The organism is Gilliamella sp. Pra-s52 (genome assembly GCF_009795805.1).
Taxonomy (GTDB): Bacteria; Pseudomonadota; Gammaproteobacteria; order Enterobacterales; family Orbaceae; genus Gilliamella.
In genome coordinates this window covers 145,497-164,292 of sequence record NZ_WTEY01000003.1, presented here as the reverse complement: position 1 = coordinate 164,292, position 18,796 = coordinate 145,497, and the positions used below count along the sequence as shown (strand labels likewise).

General features: G+C 36.0%; 14 protein-coding genes. 11 read left to right on the top strand and 3 right to left on the bottom strand.

Translation table 11 applies throughout. The annotated features are described in order from the left end of the window. Window positions 1-15 precede the first annotated feature (15 nt). Together lipA and lipB are read right to left on the bottom strand one after the other, a co-directional pair. The gene (lipA, locus tag GQ594_RS04505; protein ID WP_160411612.1) at window positions 16-975 is read right to left on the bottom strand and encodes a lipoyl synthase; all 960 of its coding nucleotides are present in this window, start codon (window positions 973-975) and stop codon (window positions 16-18) included. A 10-nt stretch (window positions 976-985) separates the two neighbouring features. After that, on the bottom strand, window positions 986-1,606 hold the full coding sequence (gene lipB, locus GQ594_RS04500; protein ID WP_160401210.1) for a lipoyl(octanoyl) transferase LipB: 621 nt from the start codon (window positions 1,604-1,606) through the stop codon (window positions 986-988). Between the two features lie 375 nt (window positions 1,607-1,981). On the opposite strand from lipB, the gene aceE reads away from it, so the two are divergent. From aceE to GQ594_RS04460, 8 genes are all read left to right on the top strand, one after another. Then, window positions 1,982-4,648 carry a pyruvate dehydrogenase (acetyl-transferring), homodimeric type gene (gene aceE / locus GQ594_RS04495; protein WP_160401211.1) on the top strand — a complete coding sequence of 889 codons (2,667 nt, stop codon included), beginning with the start codon at window positions 1,982-1,984 and terminating at the stop codon, window positions 4,646-4,648. A 12-nt stretch (window positions 4,649-4,660) separates the two neighbouring features. After that, window positions 4,661-6,265, top strand: coding sequence for a pyruvate dehydrogenase complex dihydrolipoyllysine-residue acetyltransferase (aceF, locus tag GQ594_RS04490; protein WP_160411613.1), 1,605 nt, complete (start codon window positions 4,661-4,663; stop codon window positions 6,263-6,265). 11 nt (window positions 6,266-6,276) lie between these two features. After that, window positions 6,277-7,701, top strand: coding sequence for a dihydrolipoyl dehydrogenase (gene lpdA, locus GQ594_RS04485; protein ID WP_160411614.1), 1,425 nt, complete (start codon window positions 6,277-6,279; stop codon window positions 7,699-7,701). Between the two features lie 220 nt (window positions 7,702-7,921). Beyond that, entirely contained in the window at window positions 7,922-9,007 is a 1,086-nt protein-coding gene (prfA, locus tag GQ594_RS04480; protein ID WP_160411615.1) for a peptide chain release factor 1, read from the top strand. Beyond that, window positions 9,004-9,840, top strand: a complete 837-nt coding sequence (prmC, locus tag GQ594_RS04475) for a peptide chain release factor N(5)-glutamine methyltransferase (RefSeq protein WP_160401222.1) — start codon at window positions 9,004-9,006, stop codon at window positions 9,838-9,840. The genes prfA and prmC overlap by 4 nt, the downstream gene beginning before the upstream one ends. A 16-nt stretch (window positions 9,841-9,856) precedes the next feature. Then, window positions 9,857-10,711, top strand: coding sequence for a 3-deoxy-8-phosphooctulonate synthase (kdsA, locus tag GQ594_RS04470; protein ID WP_160411708.1), 855 nt, complete (start codon window positions 9,857-9,859; stop codon window positions 10,709-10,711). Between the two features lie 628 nt (window positions 10,712-11,339). Continuing rightward, window positions 11,340-12,761, top strand: a complete 1,422-nt coding sequence (locus tag GQ594_RS04465; RefSeq protein ID WP_160411616.1) for an OprD family outer membrane porin — start codon at window positions 11,340-11,342, stop codon at window positions 12,759-12,761. Between the two features lie 9 nt (window positions 12,762-12,770). Further along, a complete protein-coding gene (locus GQ594_RS04460) occupies window positions 12,771-15,449 on the top strand; it encodes a beta-N-acetylhexosaminidase (RefSeq protein ID WP_160411617.1) in 2,679 nt (892 codons plus the stop codon). 71 nt (window positions 15,450-15,520) lie between these two features. On the opposite strand, the gene rraB is transcribed toward GQ594_RS04460, so the two are convergent. Next, entirely contained in the window at window positions 15,521-15,916 is a 396-nt protein-coding gene (rraB, locus tag GQ594_RS04455; protein ID WP_160411618.1) for a ribonuclease E inhibitor RraB, read from the bottom strand. A gap of 70 nt (window positions 15,917-15,986) precedes the next feature. Between rraB and rnm the strand changes: the two genes are divergently transcribed. The 3 genes from rnm to rluB all read left to right on the top strand — a co-directional run bounded on the left by rnm (window position 15,987) and on the right by rluB (window position 18,640). After that, a complete protein-coding gene (gene rnm, locus GQ594_RS04450) occupies window positions 15,987-16,817 on the top strand; it encodes an RNase RNM (RefSeq protein ID WP_202112471.1) in 831 nt (276 codons plus the stop codon). 105 nt (window positions 16,818-16,922) lie between these two features. Then, window positions 16,923-17,543, top strand: a complete 621-nt coding sequence (locus GQ594_RS04445) for an L-threonylcarbamoyladenylate synthase (protein WP_160401224.1) — start codon at window positions 16,923-16,925, stop codon at window positions 17,541-17,543. An 80-nt stretch (window positions 17,544-17,623) separates the two neighbouring features. Then, on the top strand, window positions 17,624-18,640 hold the full coding sequence (gene rluB, locus GQ594_RS04440; protein WP_160401225.1) for a 23S rRNA pseudouridine(2605) synthase RluB: 1,017 nt from the start codon (window positions 17,624-17,626) through the stop codon (window positions 18,638-18,640). Window positions 18,641-18,796: the final 156 nt, after the last annotated feature.

Below are 18,796 nucleotides of genomic sequence, written 5' to 3'. Positions count from 1 at the left end.
TAAAAGAGGTGAAGATTACTTCACCTCTTTGCCCATTGCCTGTAAATCAGCATGATAAGATGAACGCACAAATGGTCCACAAGCGGCATGAGTGAATCCCATATTTAACGCCGTTTGCTTCAATTCTTCAAACTCTTGTGGTGAAACATAACGCTCCACTGGTAAGTGATATTTACTTGGTTGTAAATATTGACCAAGTGTCAACATAGTAACACCATGATTGCGCAGATCTTTTAACACTTGAACTAATTCTTGATTGGTTTCACCAAGTCCTACCATTAAACCAGATTTTGTAGGAATTTCTGGATGTTGTTCTTTAAACGCTGCCAATAATTTAAGTGATCCTTCATAGCTAGCGCCAGGACGGATTCTCTTATATAAGCGAGGTATATTTTCTAAATTATGATTAAATACATCAGGTGGATTATCACTTAAAACTTCAATTGCTTCATGAATACAACCACGGAAGTCAGGCGTTAATGTTTCAACCTTTATATTTGGGTTTAATGCTCTTATTTCTCGAGTACAATTAGCAAAATGGCTAGCTCCACCATCTTTTAAATCATCTCTATCAACCGAGGTAATAACAACATACCGTAATTTCATTTCTTGAATGGTTTGTGCTAGTTTAATTGGTTCTTTGCTGTCTGGTGGTAATGGCCTACCATGTGCGACATCGCAAAAAGGGCAGCGGCGGGTACAAATGTCGCCCAAAATCATAAAAGTAGCTGTACCGTGATTAAAACATTCAGCTAAATTAGGACAAGAAGCTTCTTCACAAACTGAATGTAATCCATGTTTGCGCATAGTATTTTTAATGTGCGCAATATTATCAGAGTGAGCAGATAATTTAATTCGCATCCATTCTGGTTTTTTTAGTGGCGCTGCATCTTCTAATGTTATTGTTGGAATTAAGCGTGTTTTATCTGCATCGCGATATTTTGTGCTTCTGATTATTGTTTCATTATTTTGCATAATTAGTATCTTACCTTTGAGGTAACTGTTTAATAAAGTTATTAGTTAATAGTTGTTTTATCTCTTTATGGTTAATTTTAGAGACATATTCTTTCAGTTGAGTCATTTGTAATCCGGAATAGCCACAAGGGTTAATGTTATTAAAAGGGGAAAGGTCCATATCAACATTAAATGCAAGTCCATGTAAAGTGCAACCTCGACTGATATGCAAACCAAGTGAGCAAATTTTTTTTTGGTTGATATAAACACCCGGTGCATCAGGTTTTGCATGAGCTATAATACCATAATGGAGCAATGTTTGAATGACACTATTTTCTAAATAACTAACTACATCTCGGATACCTATTTTAAGTCTTTTTAAATCAAATAAAATATACATGATTTGTTGACCTGGAGCATGATAAGTAATTTGTCCACCGCGATCGGTTTGAATAACGGGAATATTCGTCTGATTTAATATATGTTCAGCTTTACCAACTTTACCTTGTGTAAATACAGGTTCATGTTCGACTAACCAGATTTCATCAAAGGAATTCTCATTGCGTTGTTTCGTAAAGTTATGCATAGCTTGATAGGTGTACGCATATGGTTTAATTTTTAAGTCTTTGATTATGATATTATTAATGATCATAGTTTTTTTTGTTATCTTCAAGTAGTATTACCGTAATTTTTACAGTTATATAACAGATTTTATAATAACTTGACAACTTGTAGTTATTCTCAGTATAGCTATTAAAAATAATATTTATATTTACTATTAAGTTAAATGTTGTTATTTATCAAATAAATAATGTTAATTTAATTATTAGTATTGAAATAGTTGATTAATTTGATAGGAATTAACATTCTTTTCAAAGAGGCAGTTTGCTTTACTTTTTTTTTATAAATGGCAGACTGATACGAATAAAGCTCCATAATGCAGAGTTTTAGCTTGTTTAGTTATGTTTTTCAATTTAATTAAGGATAGCAAATACTGCATTTTTCTAAACAAAAAAGAGGTTTTTATATGTCAGACATGCAAATGAATGATATCGATCCCATTGAAACTCAAGATTGGCTTAAAAGTGTTGAGTCAATTATTCGCGAAGAGGGAATCGAACGTGCGCAGTATATTATTGAACAAATAGTCAATAAAGCGAGAGATGGTGGTGTGCCACTACTTTTTGGTTCTTCAACAAGTAATTATATAAATACTATCCCAGTAGAAGAACAACCTGCTTATCCTGGCGATTGGGAAATAGAAAGACGCATTCGTTCAATTGTTCGTTGGAATGCAATTATGATGGTACTAAGGGCTTCAAAAAAAGATCTAGAACTTGGTGGGCACATGGCATCGTTCCAGTCTGCTGCTACATTTTATGAAGTTTGTTTTAACCACTTTTTCCGTGCTCGCAATGAAAAAGATGGTGGTGACTTAGTTTACTTCCAAGGGCATATTTCACCGGGTATCTATTCGAGAGCTTTTATTGAAGGTCGTTTAACTGAAGAACAACTCGATAATTTCCGTCAAGAAGTGCATGGCAAAGGGTTATCATCTTATCCTCACCCTAAATTAATGCCTGAATTTTGGCAATTTCCAACTGTTTCTATGGGGTTAGGTCCTGTTAGTGCTATTTACCAAGCACGATTCTTAAAATACTTAAATCATCGTGGTCTTAAAGATACCTCTGAACAAACTGTTTACGCTTTCTTAGGCGATGGCGAGATGGATGAGCCAGAATCAAAAGGGGCAATTACTGTTGCAACACGTGAAAAACTCGATAATTTAGTGTTTGTTATCAACTGTAACTTACAACGATTAGATGGTCCAGTAACCGGTAATGGTAAAATAATTAATGAATTAGAAGGCGTTTTTGGAGGAGCTGGTTGGAATGTCATCAAAGTTCTTTGGGGTGACCGTTGGGATAAACTCCTTCAAAAGGATAAGTCTGGTAAATTAATCCGATTGATGAATGAAACGCTTGATGGTGACTATCAAACCTTAAAATCTAAAGATGGTGCTTATGTTCGTGAGCATTTCTTTGGTAAATATCCTGAAACAGCAGAATTAGTTAAAGACATGTCTGACGAAGAAATCTTTAGATTAAACCGTGGTGGTCAAGATCCTGCTAAAATGTTTGCTGCATTTCAACGTGCAAAAGAAACAAAAGATCGTCCAACAGTTATTTTAGCTCACACCATTAAAGGTTATGGTATGGGTGAAGCTGCTGAAGCGAAAAATATTGCACACCAAGTGAAAAAAATGAATATGGATGGTGTGCGTCATGTGCGTGATTTCTTCAATATTCCAGTAACCGATGAAGCGCTTGAAAAATTGCCTTACATCAAATTTGAAGAGCACACTCCTGAATACAAATATATTCATGAGCGCCGTAATGCCTTACATGGTTATATCCCTTCAAGATTAACTCATTTTTCAGGAAAAGTTTCTATTCCTGAATTAAGCGAATTTGCGCCATTACTTGAAGCTCAATCGAAAGAAATATCAACTACAATTGCGTTTGTTCGTGCACTTAACATTATGCTTAAGGACAAAGAATTAGCGCCAAGATTAGTGCCAATTTTAGCTGATGAAGCTCGTACTTTTGGTATGGAAGGCTTATTCCGCCAAATTGGGATTTATAACCCACATGGTCAACAATATACACCACAAGATAAAGAGCAAGTGGCTTACTATCGTGAAGACGAAAAAGGTCAAATTCTGCAGGAAGGAATCAATGAATGTGGTGCGACTGCTTCATGGTTAGCTGCAGCAACTTCATATAGCACTAACGACTTCCCAATGATCCCATTCTATATTTATTACTCTATGTTTGGTTTCCAACGTATTGGCGATTTAATGTGGGCAGCGGGTGATCAGCAAGCTCGAGGATTCATGATTGGTGGTACTTCTGGTCGTACAACACTAAATGGTGAAGGCTTACAACATCAAGATGGTCACAGCCACATTCAAGCATTAACCATCCCTAATTGTATATCATACGATCCAGCTTATGCGTATGAAGTTGCTGTGATTATGCAAGATGGTTTACGTCGTATGTATGGTGAGCAAGAAAATGTTTATTACTACATTACAACACTTAATGAAAATTATGCACAACCTGCAATGCCACAAGATGCAGAAGAAGGTATTCGTCGTGGTATTTATAAACTTGATACTGTTGAAGGTCAAAAAGGTAAACCGACGGTACAGTTATTAGGTTCTGGTTCAATTTTACGTCATGTACGTGAAGCAGCTGATATCTTAGCGAAAAACTATGGTATTAGCTCTGAAGTTTATAGCGTAACATCATTTACAGAGCTTGCTCGTGATGGACAAGATTGTGAACGTTACAATATGTTACATCCAAGTGAAACACCTAAAGTTCCTTATGTAGCTCAGATTATGAATAACAACCCTGCTGTAGTTTCAACTGATTATATGAAGCTCTTTGCTGAACAAATTCGCGGATTTGTCCCAGCTGAAAGTTACCGAGTACTTGGTACAGACGGTTTTGGTCGCAGTGATAGCCGTGAAAATTTACGTCATCATTTTGAAGTCGATGCATCTTATGTTGTTGTTGCTGCATTGGGTGAACTTGCTAAACGCGGTGATATTGACACAAGTGTTGTTGAAGAAGCGATCAAAAAGTTCGAAATCAATGCTGATAAACTTAACCCAAGAATTGCATAAGAGGTTGTCATAATGAGTATTCAAATTAAATTACCTGATATCGGTGGTGATGAAGTAGAAGTGACCGAAATTCTGGTTAATGTTGGTGATAAAGTTGAAGCAGATCAGTCAATCATGACTGTCGAAGGTGACAAAGCGTCAATGGAAATTCCAGCCCCACAAGCTGGTATTGTCAAATCCATTTCAGTAAAAATTGGTGATAAAGTCAAAACAGGTGTTGACATCATGGTCTTTGATGAAGAGGGCGGAGTTGCATCGGCTGCTCCTGCTCCAGCACAAGAAGCACCAAAATCTGAAGTAGCACCTGCGGTGGCGACAGCTAGCCAAACGGTTGATGTTAATGTACCTGATATCGGTGGTGACGAAGTTGAAGTGACCGAAATCTTGGTAAAAGTAGGTGATACTATATCTGTTGATGATTCGTTAATTACTGTTGAGGGTGATAAAGCGTCAATGGAAATTCCTGCAACTATTGCCGGTACAGTTAAAAGCATTACGGTAAAAGTGGGCGATAAAGTAAAAACAGGTTCCAAAATTATGGAATTTGAAACTGTTGCAAGTAATGCTCCTGCTACAGTTGCTAACGCAGCTCCTGCTGTGGCTGAAAAACCAGCACCAGCAGCACCTGTTACAAGTAGTAGTGCACCAGTGACAGCCGCTGTGGCAGCAACGCCAGCAGGTAACGATTTTGTCGAAAATGATGCCTATGCACATGCAACACCATCGGTTCGACGTTTAGCACGTGAATTTGGTGTTAATCTAGCTAAAGTTACTGCAACGGGGCCTAAACATCGTATCTTACGTGAAGACATTCAAACTTATGTAAAAAATGCGGTAAAACAAATTGAAAGTGGTGCTACTGGTGGTGCATTACCTGGTTTATTACCATGGCCTAAAGTTGATTTCAGTAAATTTGGTGAAGTTGAAAGCTTACCATTAACGAAGATCCAAAAAGTCTCAGGTGCCAATTTACACCGTAACTGGGTAATGATTCCGCATGTGACAGAATTTGATGAAACGGATATTACTGATTTAGAAGCATTCCGTAAGCAACAAAATGCAGAAGCAGACAAGAAGAAACTTGATCTTAAGATCACGCCACTTGTGTTTATCATGAAAGCGGTAGCAAGTGCATTAACAGCCTATCCACGCTTTAATAGCTCATTATCTGAAGATGCCCAAACCTTAATTATCAAAAAATACATTAATATTGGTGTTGCTGTTGATACACCAAATGGTCTTGTCGTGCCAGTATTTAAAGATGTTGATAAAAAGGGTATTGTTGAGCTTTCTCGTGAACTTGCTGCAATTTCTAAAAAAGCACGTGAAGGTAAATTAACTGGTAGCGATATGCAAGGTGGCTGCTTCACTATTTCTAGTCTTGGTGGTATTGGTACAACCTCATTTACACCAATTGTTAATGCGCCAGAAGTCGGTATTTTAGGTGTATCTCGCTCTAGCATGAAACCAGTTTGGAATGGTAAAGAGTTTACACCACGCTTAATGTTACCTTTATCATTATCATTTGATCACCGTGTGATTGATGGCGCTGATGGCGCGCGTTTCTTAAGCCATATTGTTAACGTCTTATCCGACTTACGTCGTTTAGTGATGTAGGAGGAAATATTATGAGTCAAGAAGTTAAAACTCAAGTTGTTGTTTTGGGTGCAGGACCAGCGGGGTATTCCGCTGCGTTCCGTGCAGCCGATCTTGGATTAGAAGTTACTCTTGTTGAACGTTATTCAACACTTGGTGGTGTTTGTTTAAATGTAGGCTGTATTCCATCAAAAGCATTGCTTCATGTTGCTAAAGTAATGGATGAAGCCAAATCATTAACCGAACATGGTATCCACTTTGGTACACCTAGATTGGAACTTGATAAAGTCCGAGGTTGGAAGGAAAAAGTTATAAGCCAGCTAACTAATGGACTTGCCGGTATGGCAAAAATGCGCAAAGTCAATGTGATTCAAGGTGAAGCTCAATTTACAGGTAGTCATACCATGGATGTGACATCTTCAAAAGGAATTACTAAAATCACCTTTGATAATGCAATTATTGCAGCGGGTTCTCGTCCAATTAAGTTGCCTTTTATTCCGCATGATGATCCTCGTATTTGGGATTCTACAGATGCCTTAGCCTTAACCACTATTCCTAAAAAATTATTATTAATGGGTGGTGGAATTATAGGTCTTGAAATGGGGACTGTATACCATGCGCTTGGTTCAGAAGTTGATGTAGTTGAAATGTTTGACCAAGTGATTCCGGCTGCCGATAAAGACGTGATTAAAGTCTTTACTAAACAGATCCAAAAGAAATTCACTTTACGATTGGAAACTAAAGTTACTACCGTTGAAGCAAAACATGATGCTATTTATGTCACCATGGAAAAGAAAGACGGTACCACCGAAACCCATACTTATGATGCGGTATTAGTGGCTATTGGTCGTACACCAAATGGTAAATTAATTAGTGCAGAAAAAGCAGGCGTTAATGTTACCGAACGCGGATTTATTGAAGTCGATAAACAGATGCGTACCAATGTTCCACATATCTATGCAATTGGAGATATTGTTGGTCAACCAATGCTTGCGCACAAAGGCGTACACGAAGGTCATGTGGCTGCCGAAGTGATTGCAGGTAAAAAACACTTCTTTGATCCAAAAACCATTCCTTCTATCGCTTATACTGAGCCCGAAGTTGCTTGGGTTGGTTTAACTGAAAAAGAAGCGAAAGAAAAAGGTATTGATTATGAAGTATCAATCTTCCCATGGGCAGCTTCAGGACGAGCTATCGCTTCTGATTGCTCTGAAGGGATGACAAAACTGATCTTCAATAAAGCAGATAATCGCCTATTAGGTGGTGCAGTTGTTGGCGCAAATGGCGGTGAATTACTTGGTGAAATCACCTTAGCTGTCGAAATGGGTTGTGATGCCGAAGATATTGCATTAACAATTCATGCTCACCCAACATTGCATGAATCAATTGGCTTAGCCTCTGAAATTTATGAAGGCTCTGTCACTGATTTACCAAATGCTAAAGCGAAGAAGAAATAGTAACAATAAATAATTTATTTACTTAATAAAATGCCGTTAGTTTAAACTAACGGCATTTTTATTAGTTATAAAATTTTCATCTTATTCAATCGTTTTATTATTGATTTCTTATGCAATGATTAGAGATAACTTTTTGATAACAAGCCTAAACTATATTTTCAAGGCAATTAAGTATATAATGCCACGCAAATTCAACTAATCTCTATAAAAATATATTTTTATGAAATCTTCAATTATCAGTAAGTTAGAAACGCTACAAGAGCGTTATGAAGAAGTTCAAGCTCTATTGTCTGATGCTTCGGTTATTGCCGATCAAAATCGCTTTCGCACTTTGTCTAAAGAATATTCACAATTAACTGGTGTAGTTAAGTGTTTTACCGATTGGAAGCAAACCCAAGAGGATATTGAAACAGCCAAAATGATGCTGTCTGACCCTGAAATGAGCGAAATGGCACAAGAAGAACTCAACGAAGCACTTAGTCGGGTTGAAGAACAAGAAACACAATTACAAGTACTATTATTACCAAAAGATCCCAATGACGATTATAACTGCTTTGTTGAAGTTAGAGCAGGAACGGGTGGTGATGAAGCGGCTATTTTTGCTGGTGACTTAGCCCGAATGTATACAAGATTTGCCGAATCACGCAATTGGCGTGTTGAAATTATGAGTGCAAATGATGGCGAACATGGCGGTTATAAAGAAGTCATTATGTTAGTAAGTGGTGATGGGGTGTATGGTCATTTGAAATTCGAATCGGGTGGACACCGAGTTCAGCGTGTGCCAGAAACCGAATCACAAGGTCGAATTCATACTTCTGCTTGTACTGTTGCTGTTTTACCAGAAGTCCCTGAAGCAGAAATGCCTGAAATCAACCCAGCTGATTTAAAAATTGATACCTATCGCTCATCTGGAGCCGGTGGTCAGCATGTTAATACAACAGATTCTGCTATTCGTATTACCCACATTCCTACGGGCATCGTTGTTGAATGTCAAGATGAGCGATCGCAACATAAAAACAGAGCTAAAGCGATGTCAGTTTTAGCCGCTCGTATTCAAGATGCGGAACTACGTAAACGCCAACAAGAAGAAGCATCTACAAGACGTAATTTATTAGGTTCGGGTGATCGTTCAGATAGAATCAGAACATATAATTATCCACAAGGTCGTGTTACTGATCATCGAATTAACCTAACGCTTTACCGTTTGGATGAAGTTATGGAAGGGAAGTTAGACATGTTGATCGAACCAATTGTACAAGAATATCAAGCCGATCAATTAGCCGCTTTATCGGAACAAGATGAATGACCTATTTACAATGGCTTAAAAGTGCATCTCAAACCTTAACAGATAGTGAAAGCCCAAAGCGAGATGCTGAAATTTTACTGAGTTTTGTTACGCAAAAAACGCGGACATTTTTAATGGCGTTCAGTGAAACATTGCTAACTGATGAAGAATTGATCGCTTTATCTGAATGTTTAGAACGCAGGAAAAATGGTGAGCCTATTGCTTATATTACTGGCGAAAAAGAGTTTTGGTCTTTGAAATTTAATGTCTCCAGTGCAACGTTAATACCTAGGCCTGATACTGAAAAATTAGTCGAACTAAGTTTAGAATATTTACCTAAAGTACCTTGTGAAGTATTGGATCTTGGTACTGGCACTGGGGCGATAGTGATTGCTATGGCAACTGAACGCCAAGACTGCTTATTTACCGCCATTGAAAAAAGTAAAGATGCTCTAATATTAGCGCAACAAAATGCAGCTCAAATAGGGGTAAATAATGTCTATTTTTTACAAGGTGATTGGTATAAACCAATAAAAAACCGTAAATTTTCAATGATTGTCAGTAATCCACCTTATATCGAACCAACTGATATTCACTTATCACAAGGTGATGTTCGTTATGAACCAAGAAGTGCATTAGTTTCAGAAGATGATGGTTTAGCTGATATAAAACTTATTGTACAAGGCGCAACTAAACACTTAAATCAATATGGTTGGTTACTAATAGAACATGGCTGGAAACAAGGCGAAGCAGTACAAACCATTTTTAAACAACACGGATTTCAATTAGTAGAAACCTTTACCGACTATAGTGGTAATGATAGAGTTACTCTTGGTCGCTGGTTTAAACCCTAACTAGGAAAATTTTATGATGCAGCAAAAAAAAGTCAATGTTGGTAATATTACGGTCGCTAACGATCTCCCATTTGTACTATTTGGTGGTATGAATGTGCTCGAATCTCGTGACTTAGCAATGAAAATCTGTGAACATTACGTGACAGTTACTAATAAACTAAATATCCCCTATATTTTTAAGGCTTCTTTTGATAAAGCTAATCGCTCATCAGTGCATTCTTATCGTGGTCCTGGTTTAGAAGAAGGTCTTAAAATCTTCCAAGAGCTTAAGCAACAGTTTGATATTAAAATTATTACCGATGTCCATACTGAAGCTCAATGTCAGCCTGTTGCTGATGTCGTAGATGTAATTCAATTACCCGCTTTTTTAGCAAGACAAACTGATTTAGTTGTCGCTATGGCTAAAACTGGAGCGGTCATTAATGTTAAAAAACCTCAATTTGTCAGCCCAGGACAAATGGGCAATATTGTCGAAAAATTTGAAGAAGCGGGTAATGATCAAATCATTCTTTGTGATCGTGGTAGTTGTTTTGGTTATGACAATTTAGTTGTGGATATGCTTGGTTTTAACATTATGAAAAAAGCAAGCAAAGGATCACCCGTTATTTTTGATGTTACTCATGCACTGCAATGTCGTGATCCTATGGGAGCCGCCTCAGGTGGCCGCCGTGGTCAAGTAACTGAACTAGCTCGTTCAGGTATGGCTGTTGGAATTGCTGGACTATTTTTAGAATCACATCCAGATCCAAATCATGCAAAATGTGACGGACCATCAGCTTTACCACTAGCAAAACTCGAACCTTTCTTAAAACAGATGAAAGCTATTGATGAGCTAGTAAAAAGCTTTGATGAAATTGATACAGAACATTAAAGCTTTTATTAAGCAATTAGCTAAAAAAATGTTATTTATTATCAATTAAACGGTATTTTTACCATATTAATAAAAAAAGAGAAAACTATATGTGGTTTCTCTTTTTTATTTGATTATGTAATTATTTTGCGTTATTAATCTATAGAAATTATTCATGTTGTTTATAGTGATTTGAGCAACGAAGGTAAAACACCTTATTAGTTTTTAACAGTATTTTAGCCATGACATGTCAAAATTTTATATTTTCCTATCACTTATTATTTTAATCTTATTTATTTTAACTAGAATATTAATATAAATATTTCTCATTTATTTTCCAAAAAGCTTGCTATGTTATTTTTTAAGATGAAAAAAGTTGTGATTTTTATCTAAAAATTTGCATAAAAATCGATTTTTTTAGTGATTTTGATCACGATTTAGATTGTTTAATTTGCTAGATAAAATATGTTTATGCATTATAAAAATGCATATTTATGTTGTATCTGAACTTAAATGTGCCACCCAAATATAGCTTAGGCTTTAAACATTTAAAATAAAAGTTAATTTTAAGTTTAATTTATTAATAAAATCATGTTGTTATGTTTTTTAAAGTTAAACAGCATAATTTCATCATTTTAGGAAAACAAATATGAATACCTATAATGCACAAATAAAACCTTGTCCATTTAATCATTTAACTAAATTGATTTTATCCTTATCCTTATCTATTTTGACTAGTGCCATTCCTGTTTATGCTACCTATGAAAATCATTTTATCGATGATTCTTCATTAACAGGTAAAGTATTTTTTTGGAATCGAGATCGTGAACGCAAAGATATTGATACACATAAGTATGAAAAAAATCTAAGACACACTTCATTCAACACTAATTTAGATTTTAAATCAGGCTATATTGCCGATAAATTAGCTATTGAACTAGGTGGTTATGGTGCTTGGGAGGTCAGTAATGGTGGTAATGGTCACCCGAATGAAATTGGATTTAGTGGCGCACATACTCGTTGGGATGAAGATTGGAAAAAAGATGTCAGTGGACTTAGCTTTTATAAAGCACAAGCTAATTTTAAAATTGATGAACTATTTTGGATAAAAGCGGGTTATATTCAGCCATCAGGACAAACGTTACTTGCTCCTCATTGGAGTTTATTACCAGGTACTTATCGTGGATTTGAAATAGGGTCAACGCTTGATTTTGATAGCTCTGGGTCATTATCAATGTCATATATGTGGAGTGATAAATATAAAGCACCTTGGTATAAACGACTTTATGAATTCAAACAATGGGGAAAAGGTAAAAAAATTGATTTTTTACACTCAGCAGGTTTGAAGTATGACTTTAAAAATAATTTAGTATTAGAAAGTGCATTTGGCCAAGCACAAAATTATATGAATCAATTTTTTGGCAAAGCGTCTTATCAAACGGATGTTTTTGATAATCCGCTAATCATGACTTATCAATTTTATGGCGCTAAAGATCAGTCTCATAAAGGCAAAGATGTGTACGATGGTTTAGCATGGTTACAAGCGGCTACATTAGGTTATCAAGTTGGTCCTGTTGGTCTTCGACTTGAAGGCGTTTCTGTTAAAGCCGAAGGCGAGCAAGGATTTTTTTTACAACGTATGACTCCTGATTATGCCTCATCAAATGGTCGCTTAGATGTGTGGTGGAATTCACGTTCTGACTTTAATGCCAATGGTGAAAAAGCAGTATTTGCTGAAGTAACTTATGATTTAAGTCATTTATCTCGTTATTTAGCAGGTTGGAAAACAGGTGCATCTTATGCATATGGTTGGGATGCAAAACCAAGTACTAATCGACAATTCAATCAAAAACAACGTTTGATTGAATCTGCGTACAATTTTGATTTGGGATATACCGTGCAAGATAGTTGGGCAAAAGATACGGCTTTCCAGTTGCACTATACCAAATATAACAATCATTCAAATATACCAAGTTGGGGCGGTGGATATGGCAATATCTTCCAAGATGAACGTGATATTAAATTCATTGTCACCATTCCATTCACTGCTTTTAGTGCTAAACAAAAATAGGTTAATATTATGAGAAAGTTTAAAATTGCTTTACTTGCCACATCTATTACGTCTTTATTAAGTATTTGTACAACCCAATGTGTATATGCTTCTCAGCAAATTGTTGATTCAATTAGTACGCAACTTAGTGTTAACTATGAAGTGGTCGACAATCAAGCCAGTTCCAACGGTGTTAATTGTTCTGCTCTAGGTGCTGATTGGGCTGCTTGTAATAAAGTCATGATTTCACTTAAAAATATAGGTTCAGCCATTAAAAATAAAGATTGGGCTATCTATTTTGATAATATTCGAATGATTTTAGATGTCAATAATGAACAGTTTAAAATTACCCACATTACTGGAGACTTGCATAAGTTAGAACCAACAGAAAAGTTCACTGGTTTCCCTGCTAATGCAACGGTGAATATTCCTATTATTGGTGAATATTGGATGGTAAGTGAAAGTGATGTTATGCCACGTTGGTATGTCACTTCAAGCGATGCTAAACCCAAAATTATTGTTAATACTAACACGGGTTCAGACAATTTATCGGCTTTTGTCGCCCCCATTAAACAACAATGGAAAAGAACCGCTGATGATCACAATATCTTAATGACCCCGACCAACCGGTTTGAGTATAACGCTGATATTAATAAATTATCTTATTCATCGTTACGAGGGCAAATTTTACCAACACCAACCAAATTCACAATAAATAAAGAAGATGTTACGATTGGTCAGCAGGGTGTCAACTTAATTCTTGATGGTTTAAATCAAGATAGTTTAGCTATTCTAAAGGGACAACTTAAAGCATTAAATATTGCTGTGACGGGAAAAGGTTATCAAATAAAAGCAACCATTGATCCTAAACAATTTGAACAAGGAAAATTTGGTGCTTATCAATTAGATATCAAAAAAGATAAGACATTAATTACTGCTTATGATGAAGCTGGAATTTTTTATGCAGTTCAATCCATTTTATCTGTTATTCCTGTAAATCATGCCAATTCAATACCAATGTTAAATGCTGCCGATTCGCCACGTTTTGCATATCGGGGGATTATGCTTGATATTGGGCGAAATTTTAAATCTAAACAAGCTATATTAAGTTTGTTAGATCAAATGGCAAAATATAAAATGAATAAATTTCATTTTCACCTAAGTGACGATGAAGGTTGGCGAATTGAAATTCCAGGATTACCAGAATTAACCGATATTGGTAGTAAACGTTGTCATGATTTGACAGAGCAAAACTGTTTATTACCGCAATTAGGTTCAGGACCTGAAAGTGATACAACAGGATCGGGTTTTTTAAGTCGTAATGATTATATTGAGATTGTCAAATATGCAAAAGCACGTTTTATTGAAGTCATACCTGAAATTGATATGCCTGCACATGCTAGAGCCGCAATTGTATCAATGGAAGCTCGTTACAAACGTCTAATGAATGAAGGAAAAGAGCAACAAGCTAATGAGTATCGTTTAGTCGATCCCACTGATACCTCCAATACTACAACAGTACAATTTTATAATCGTTTAAGCTATTTGAATCCTTGTCTTAATTCATCTAAACGCTTTGTTAATAAAGTTATCGATGAAATTGCAAAAATGCATATTGAAGCAGAACAACCACTTAATACTTGGCATTTTGGTGGTGATGAAGCTAAAAATATCCGTCTAGGCGCTGGCTATCAAGACCTACAAGCAAAAGAAAAAACCAATATTAAAGGCACGATTGATCAAAGTATTGAAGATCATCCATGGGCCAAATCACAAGCTTGTCAAAACTTTGTAGCAAAAGGCGAGGTAAAAGATATTGAACATCTACCAAGTTATTTTGCACAACAAGTCAGTACGATTATTAAAGATCACGGCATTAATCATATGCAAGCGTGGCAAGATGGCATGAAACATGCCGAAAATGCCAAATCTTTTGCAGTCGATAAAGTCACAGTTAACTTTTGGGACACCTTATATTGGGGGGGATTTGATTCCGTTAATGAATGGACAAATAAAGGTTATCAAGTGATTATCTCTAATCCAGATTATGTCTATTTAGATATGCCATACGAAGTCAATCCAAAAGAAAGCGGTTATTATTGGGCTACACGTTTTAATGATGAGCGTAAAATATTTAGCTTTGCGCCTAACAATCTCCCCCAAAATGCTGAAACATCGGTTGATCGTGATGGTAACCCATTTACGGCTAAAGGTACTATGAACTGGCCTGGTGCTTATGGACTCTCTGCACAAATTTGGACTGAAGATATTCGTAGTGATAACAAAATGCAATATATGGCTTTTCCTCGTTTGCTAGCGGTTGCTGAAAGGGCGTGGCACCAAGCTGATTGGGAAGTTGATTATCAAAAAGATCGCCAATATCAAAAAGGGGAAACACATTATGTGAATAGCAAAGTGTTAGCTGATGATTGGAATCGTTTTGCCAATTTACTTGGACAAAGAGAACTGGCTAAACTTGATCTTGCAAATATAAATTATCGATTACCTGTTCCTGGTGCAAAAATCGAAAACGGTAAATTAATTGCCAATATTGTATTCCCAGGGTTAAATATCGAATATTCAACCAATAACGGGAAAAATTGGAAACGTTATAGTGGGCCAGTAGCCATTAATAAAGGTGATACTATTTCTATTCGCAGTGTTTCGTCAGATCAAAAAAGAACAAGTCGGATAGAACAACTAAATTAAGTCTTGAAACCTTGATATTCTTATCCAGTTACTGGATAAGAATAACGCGTAAGAAAGGGAATTGATGATATTTAATGAAGCGTTTTCATTAGTTCAGTTTCATCAAAATCGTCATCATTCCCATCTTCAAAATAAGTGCCCCAACCATCATAATTGACACCAAATTGAGTAGTAAGTACGATGATTTCTGCAATTTGAGCATTTATTAGTTCAGCATTGAGTGGACTTTCGGTAACAATATCAAAAGCGATAACAACATTGCCTGTATCGTCTATATCTTCATCAGGATCGGTTGCTTCATAACCTAATTTATAGGCTTCTACTGCTACTTTTTCTAATTTATCAAAATCTTGTGATGAAACGTGGTGTTCAATGATATAAAGCGCATGAGGATCGCTACCATCTTCTAATAGTTCTTCGATAATATTGTTAGTATCTTGCTGAGCAAGACGAATTCGATCTTTCATAATATACCTTTTAGTGGTCGAGCAAATTGTATGGTATATTACACGTTTAAAAATAATTTTCGAGAAAAAAGTGATTGTTGATTTACATTCTCATACTACTGCATCCGATGGACTTTTAACGCCCAATGAACTAGTGAAAAGAGCGGTGAATAATCAAATTGAACTTTTAGCTATTACCGATCACGATTCTATTAAAGGTTTAGAAGAAGCACAACAAACCATAAATGATGAAAATCTACCACTTAAGCTAATTTGTGGTGTTGAAATATCAACCTATTGGAAATGTAATGAAATTCATATTGTTGGCTTAAATATTGATATAAAGCAACCTAAACTATTAACGCTTTTGGCATTGCAAGAACAAAAACGACTAGAACGCGCTATTGCAATTGGTCATAAATTGGCTAAAGTCAGTATTGAAAATGCCTATGAACAAGCGCAGCAATATGCTAAAGGTGATATCGTATCACGGGCGCATTTTGCTCGTTTTTTGGTTGATAAAGGCATAGTAAAAGATATCAAACAAGCGTTTAAAAAATATTTAGGCAAAAGTGGTTATGCTTATGTTGCACCTAAACATTGCACCATTGCTGAGGCCGTTGATGTTATTCATCAGGCTGGTGGAATTGCTGTATTAGCTCATCCAACGCGTTACGATTTAACGGCAACTAAGCTTAAATCATTAATTACTGAGTTTAAAAGTTATGGTGGCTCGGCTATTGAAGTATCACAAAGTCGACAAACACAAGATGATTTACGTTTTTTAGCAAAATTAGCCAATGACTTTGAATTATTAGCATCACAAGGATCGGATTTTCATGGTGTTGATACCTATTTAGATTTGGGTAAAACCACCCCTTTGCCAGGTAGTGTTACACCGGTTTGGCATGATTGGGTGTAAGCAAGCGCTTGAACATAAAAATTGCTTTATGTTTAAAGGTAACCAACATTAATAGTCTTATCAAATTGAAACTTAACATATTTTAAAGATAAAATTGAAAACATTATGAGCCAAACTTTTTATATTCATCCCGATAATCCTCAAACCCGATTATTAGAGCAAGTGGTAACCATATTAAAAGACGGAGGTGTTATCGCATTTCCCACCGATTCTGGTTATTCTCTTGGTTGTTTATTAGACAATAAGTCCGGTGTTGAGCGTATTTGTCAAATTCGTCAACTTGATAAACATCACCATTTTACCCTAATGTGCCGTGATCTTTCTGAACTATCTAGTTATGCTTTTGTAGATAACACAACTTTTCGGTTACTAAAAAATAATACTCCAGGAAAATATGTCTTTATTCTACAAGCAAGTAAAGAAGTTCCTCGACGATTAATGAATGAAAAACGTAAAACAATTGGTTTGCGTATACCTGATAATAAAATTGATTTAGCACTACTCGAATTATTAGGTCAGCCATTAATGACAACGACATTGATTTTACCTAGCGATGACCAAGCACAATCTGATCCTGAAGAAATAGAAGATAAAATAGGTCATCAACTTGATGCCATCATACATGGTGGTTATATAGGTGAACAACCGACTAGCGTGATTGACTTAACTAATCACTATCCAGAAATTATTCGTCAGGGCAGTGGAGACATCAAACCATTTGAATAATTAATTGTTTTTATTGTCGATATTTCGACAATAGTGTGAATAGATAAAATGATACCTGAGAAGGTAACAGTGAGGATAATATGAAAAATAGCAGATCGGTATTACCACAACTTGTCAAAAAGACGAATAATGTTAAGTTTAAAGCGAAAGAAAGCAAGCCTAACGAAAAACCGAAAACGCCAATTGCATCAACAGCAACACGAAAAACATCAACGCGTGATAATACCGAAAAACTACAAAAAGTATTAGCTAATTTAGGTAATGGATCACGTCGTGAAATTGAAGCCATGATTATGGCTGGTAAAATCAGTGTAGATGGTAAAATTGCCACATTAGGCGATCGAGTTGATGTTAATGCCAATCCGAAAATTCGTATCAATGGTCATCTGATTCAACTTAGAAGTAAAGAAAAAGAAATTTGTCGAGTACTAGCTTATTACAAACCAGAGGGTGAAATTTGTTCTCGCAATGATCCACAAGGAAGGGCAACTGTTTTTGAACGTTTACCTAGATTAAAAAATGCACGTTGGATTAATATTGGACGGCTTGATATTAATACTTCGGGCTTATTATTATTTACAACCGATGGGGAATTAGCCAACCGCCTAATGCATCCACGCCACGAAATTGAACGTGAATACGCAGTGCGAATATTTGGGAAAGTCACTGATCAACAAATTTTTCAGCTACGTAAAGGGGTACAACTAGAAGATGGTCCTGCATCGTTTAAATCAATAAAAGCGCAAGGGGGAGACGGAATTAATCAGTGGTTTAATGTGGTCATAACCGAAGGTCGCAACCGAGAAGTGCGCCGCATGTGGGAAGCGGTAGACGTACAGGTTAGTCGATTATTACGAATCCGCTATGGCGATATTTCGTTACCTAAAGGATTATCACGAGGTACATGGCTTGAGTTAGATATTGAATCAGTCAATTACCTACGCCAAATCGTAGGTATGCCACAACAAGAAAAAAGCTTTGTCAAAACATCATCTGACAAACGGATGCAGCGCCCTAAACGAGCTAAATTGACCAACTTATCAAAAGCTCAACGTTCAACACGTCAAGCAACTGCTAAAAAAACGACCAGAAAATAGCGTTTTCTACTCTCAATAAAATGGACTTTATTGAGAGTTTTTCGCATCATTATCTAATCTTCTATTATTTCCATAATAATCTATTAATTTTGATTTAATTGTTGTTTAGCAAAAAAAGTTAATAAATTATCTAAAATTTTTTATAAGCTAATCTGC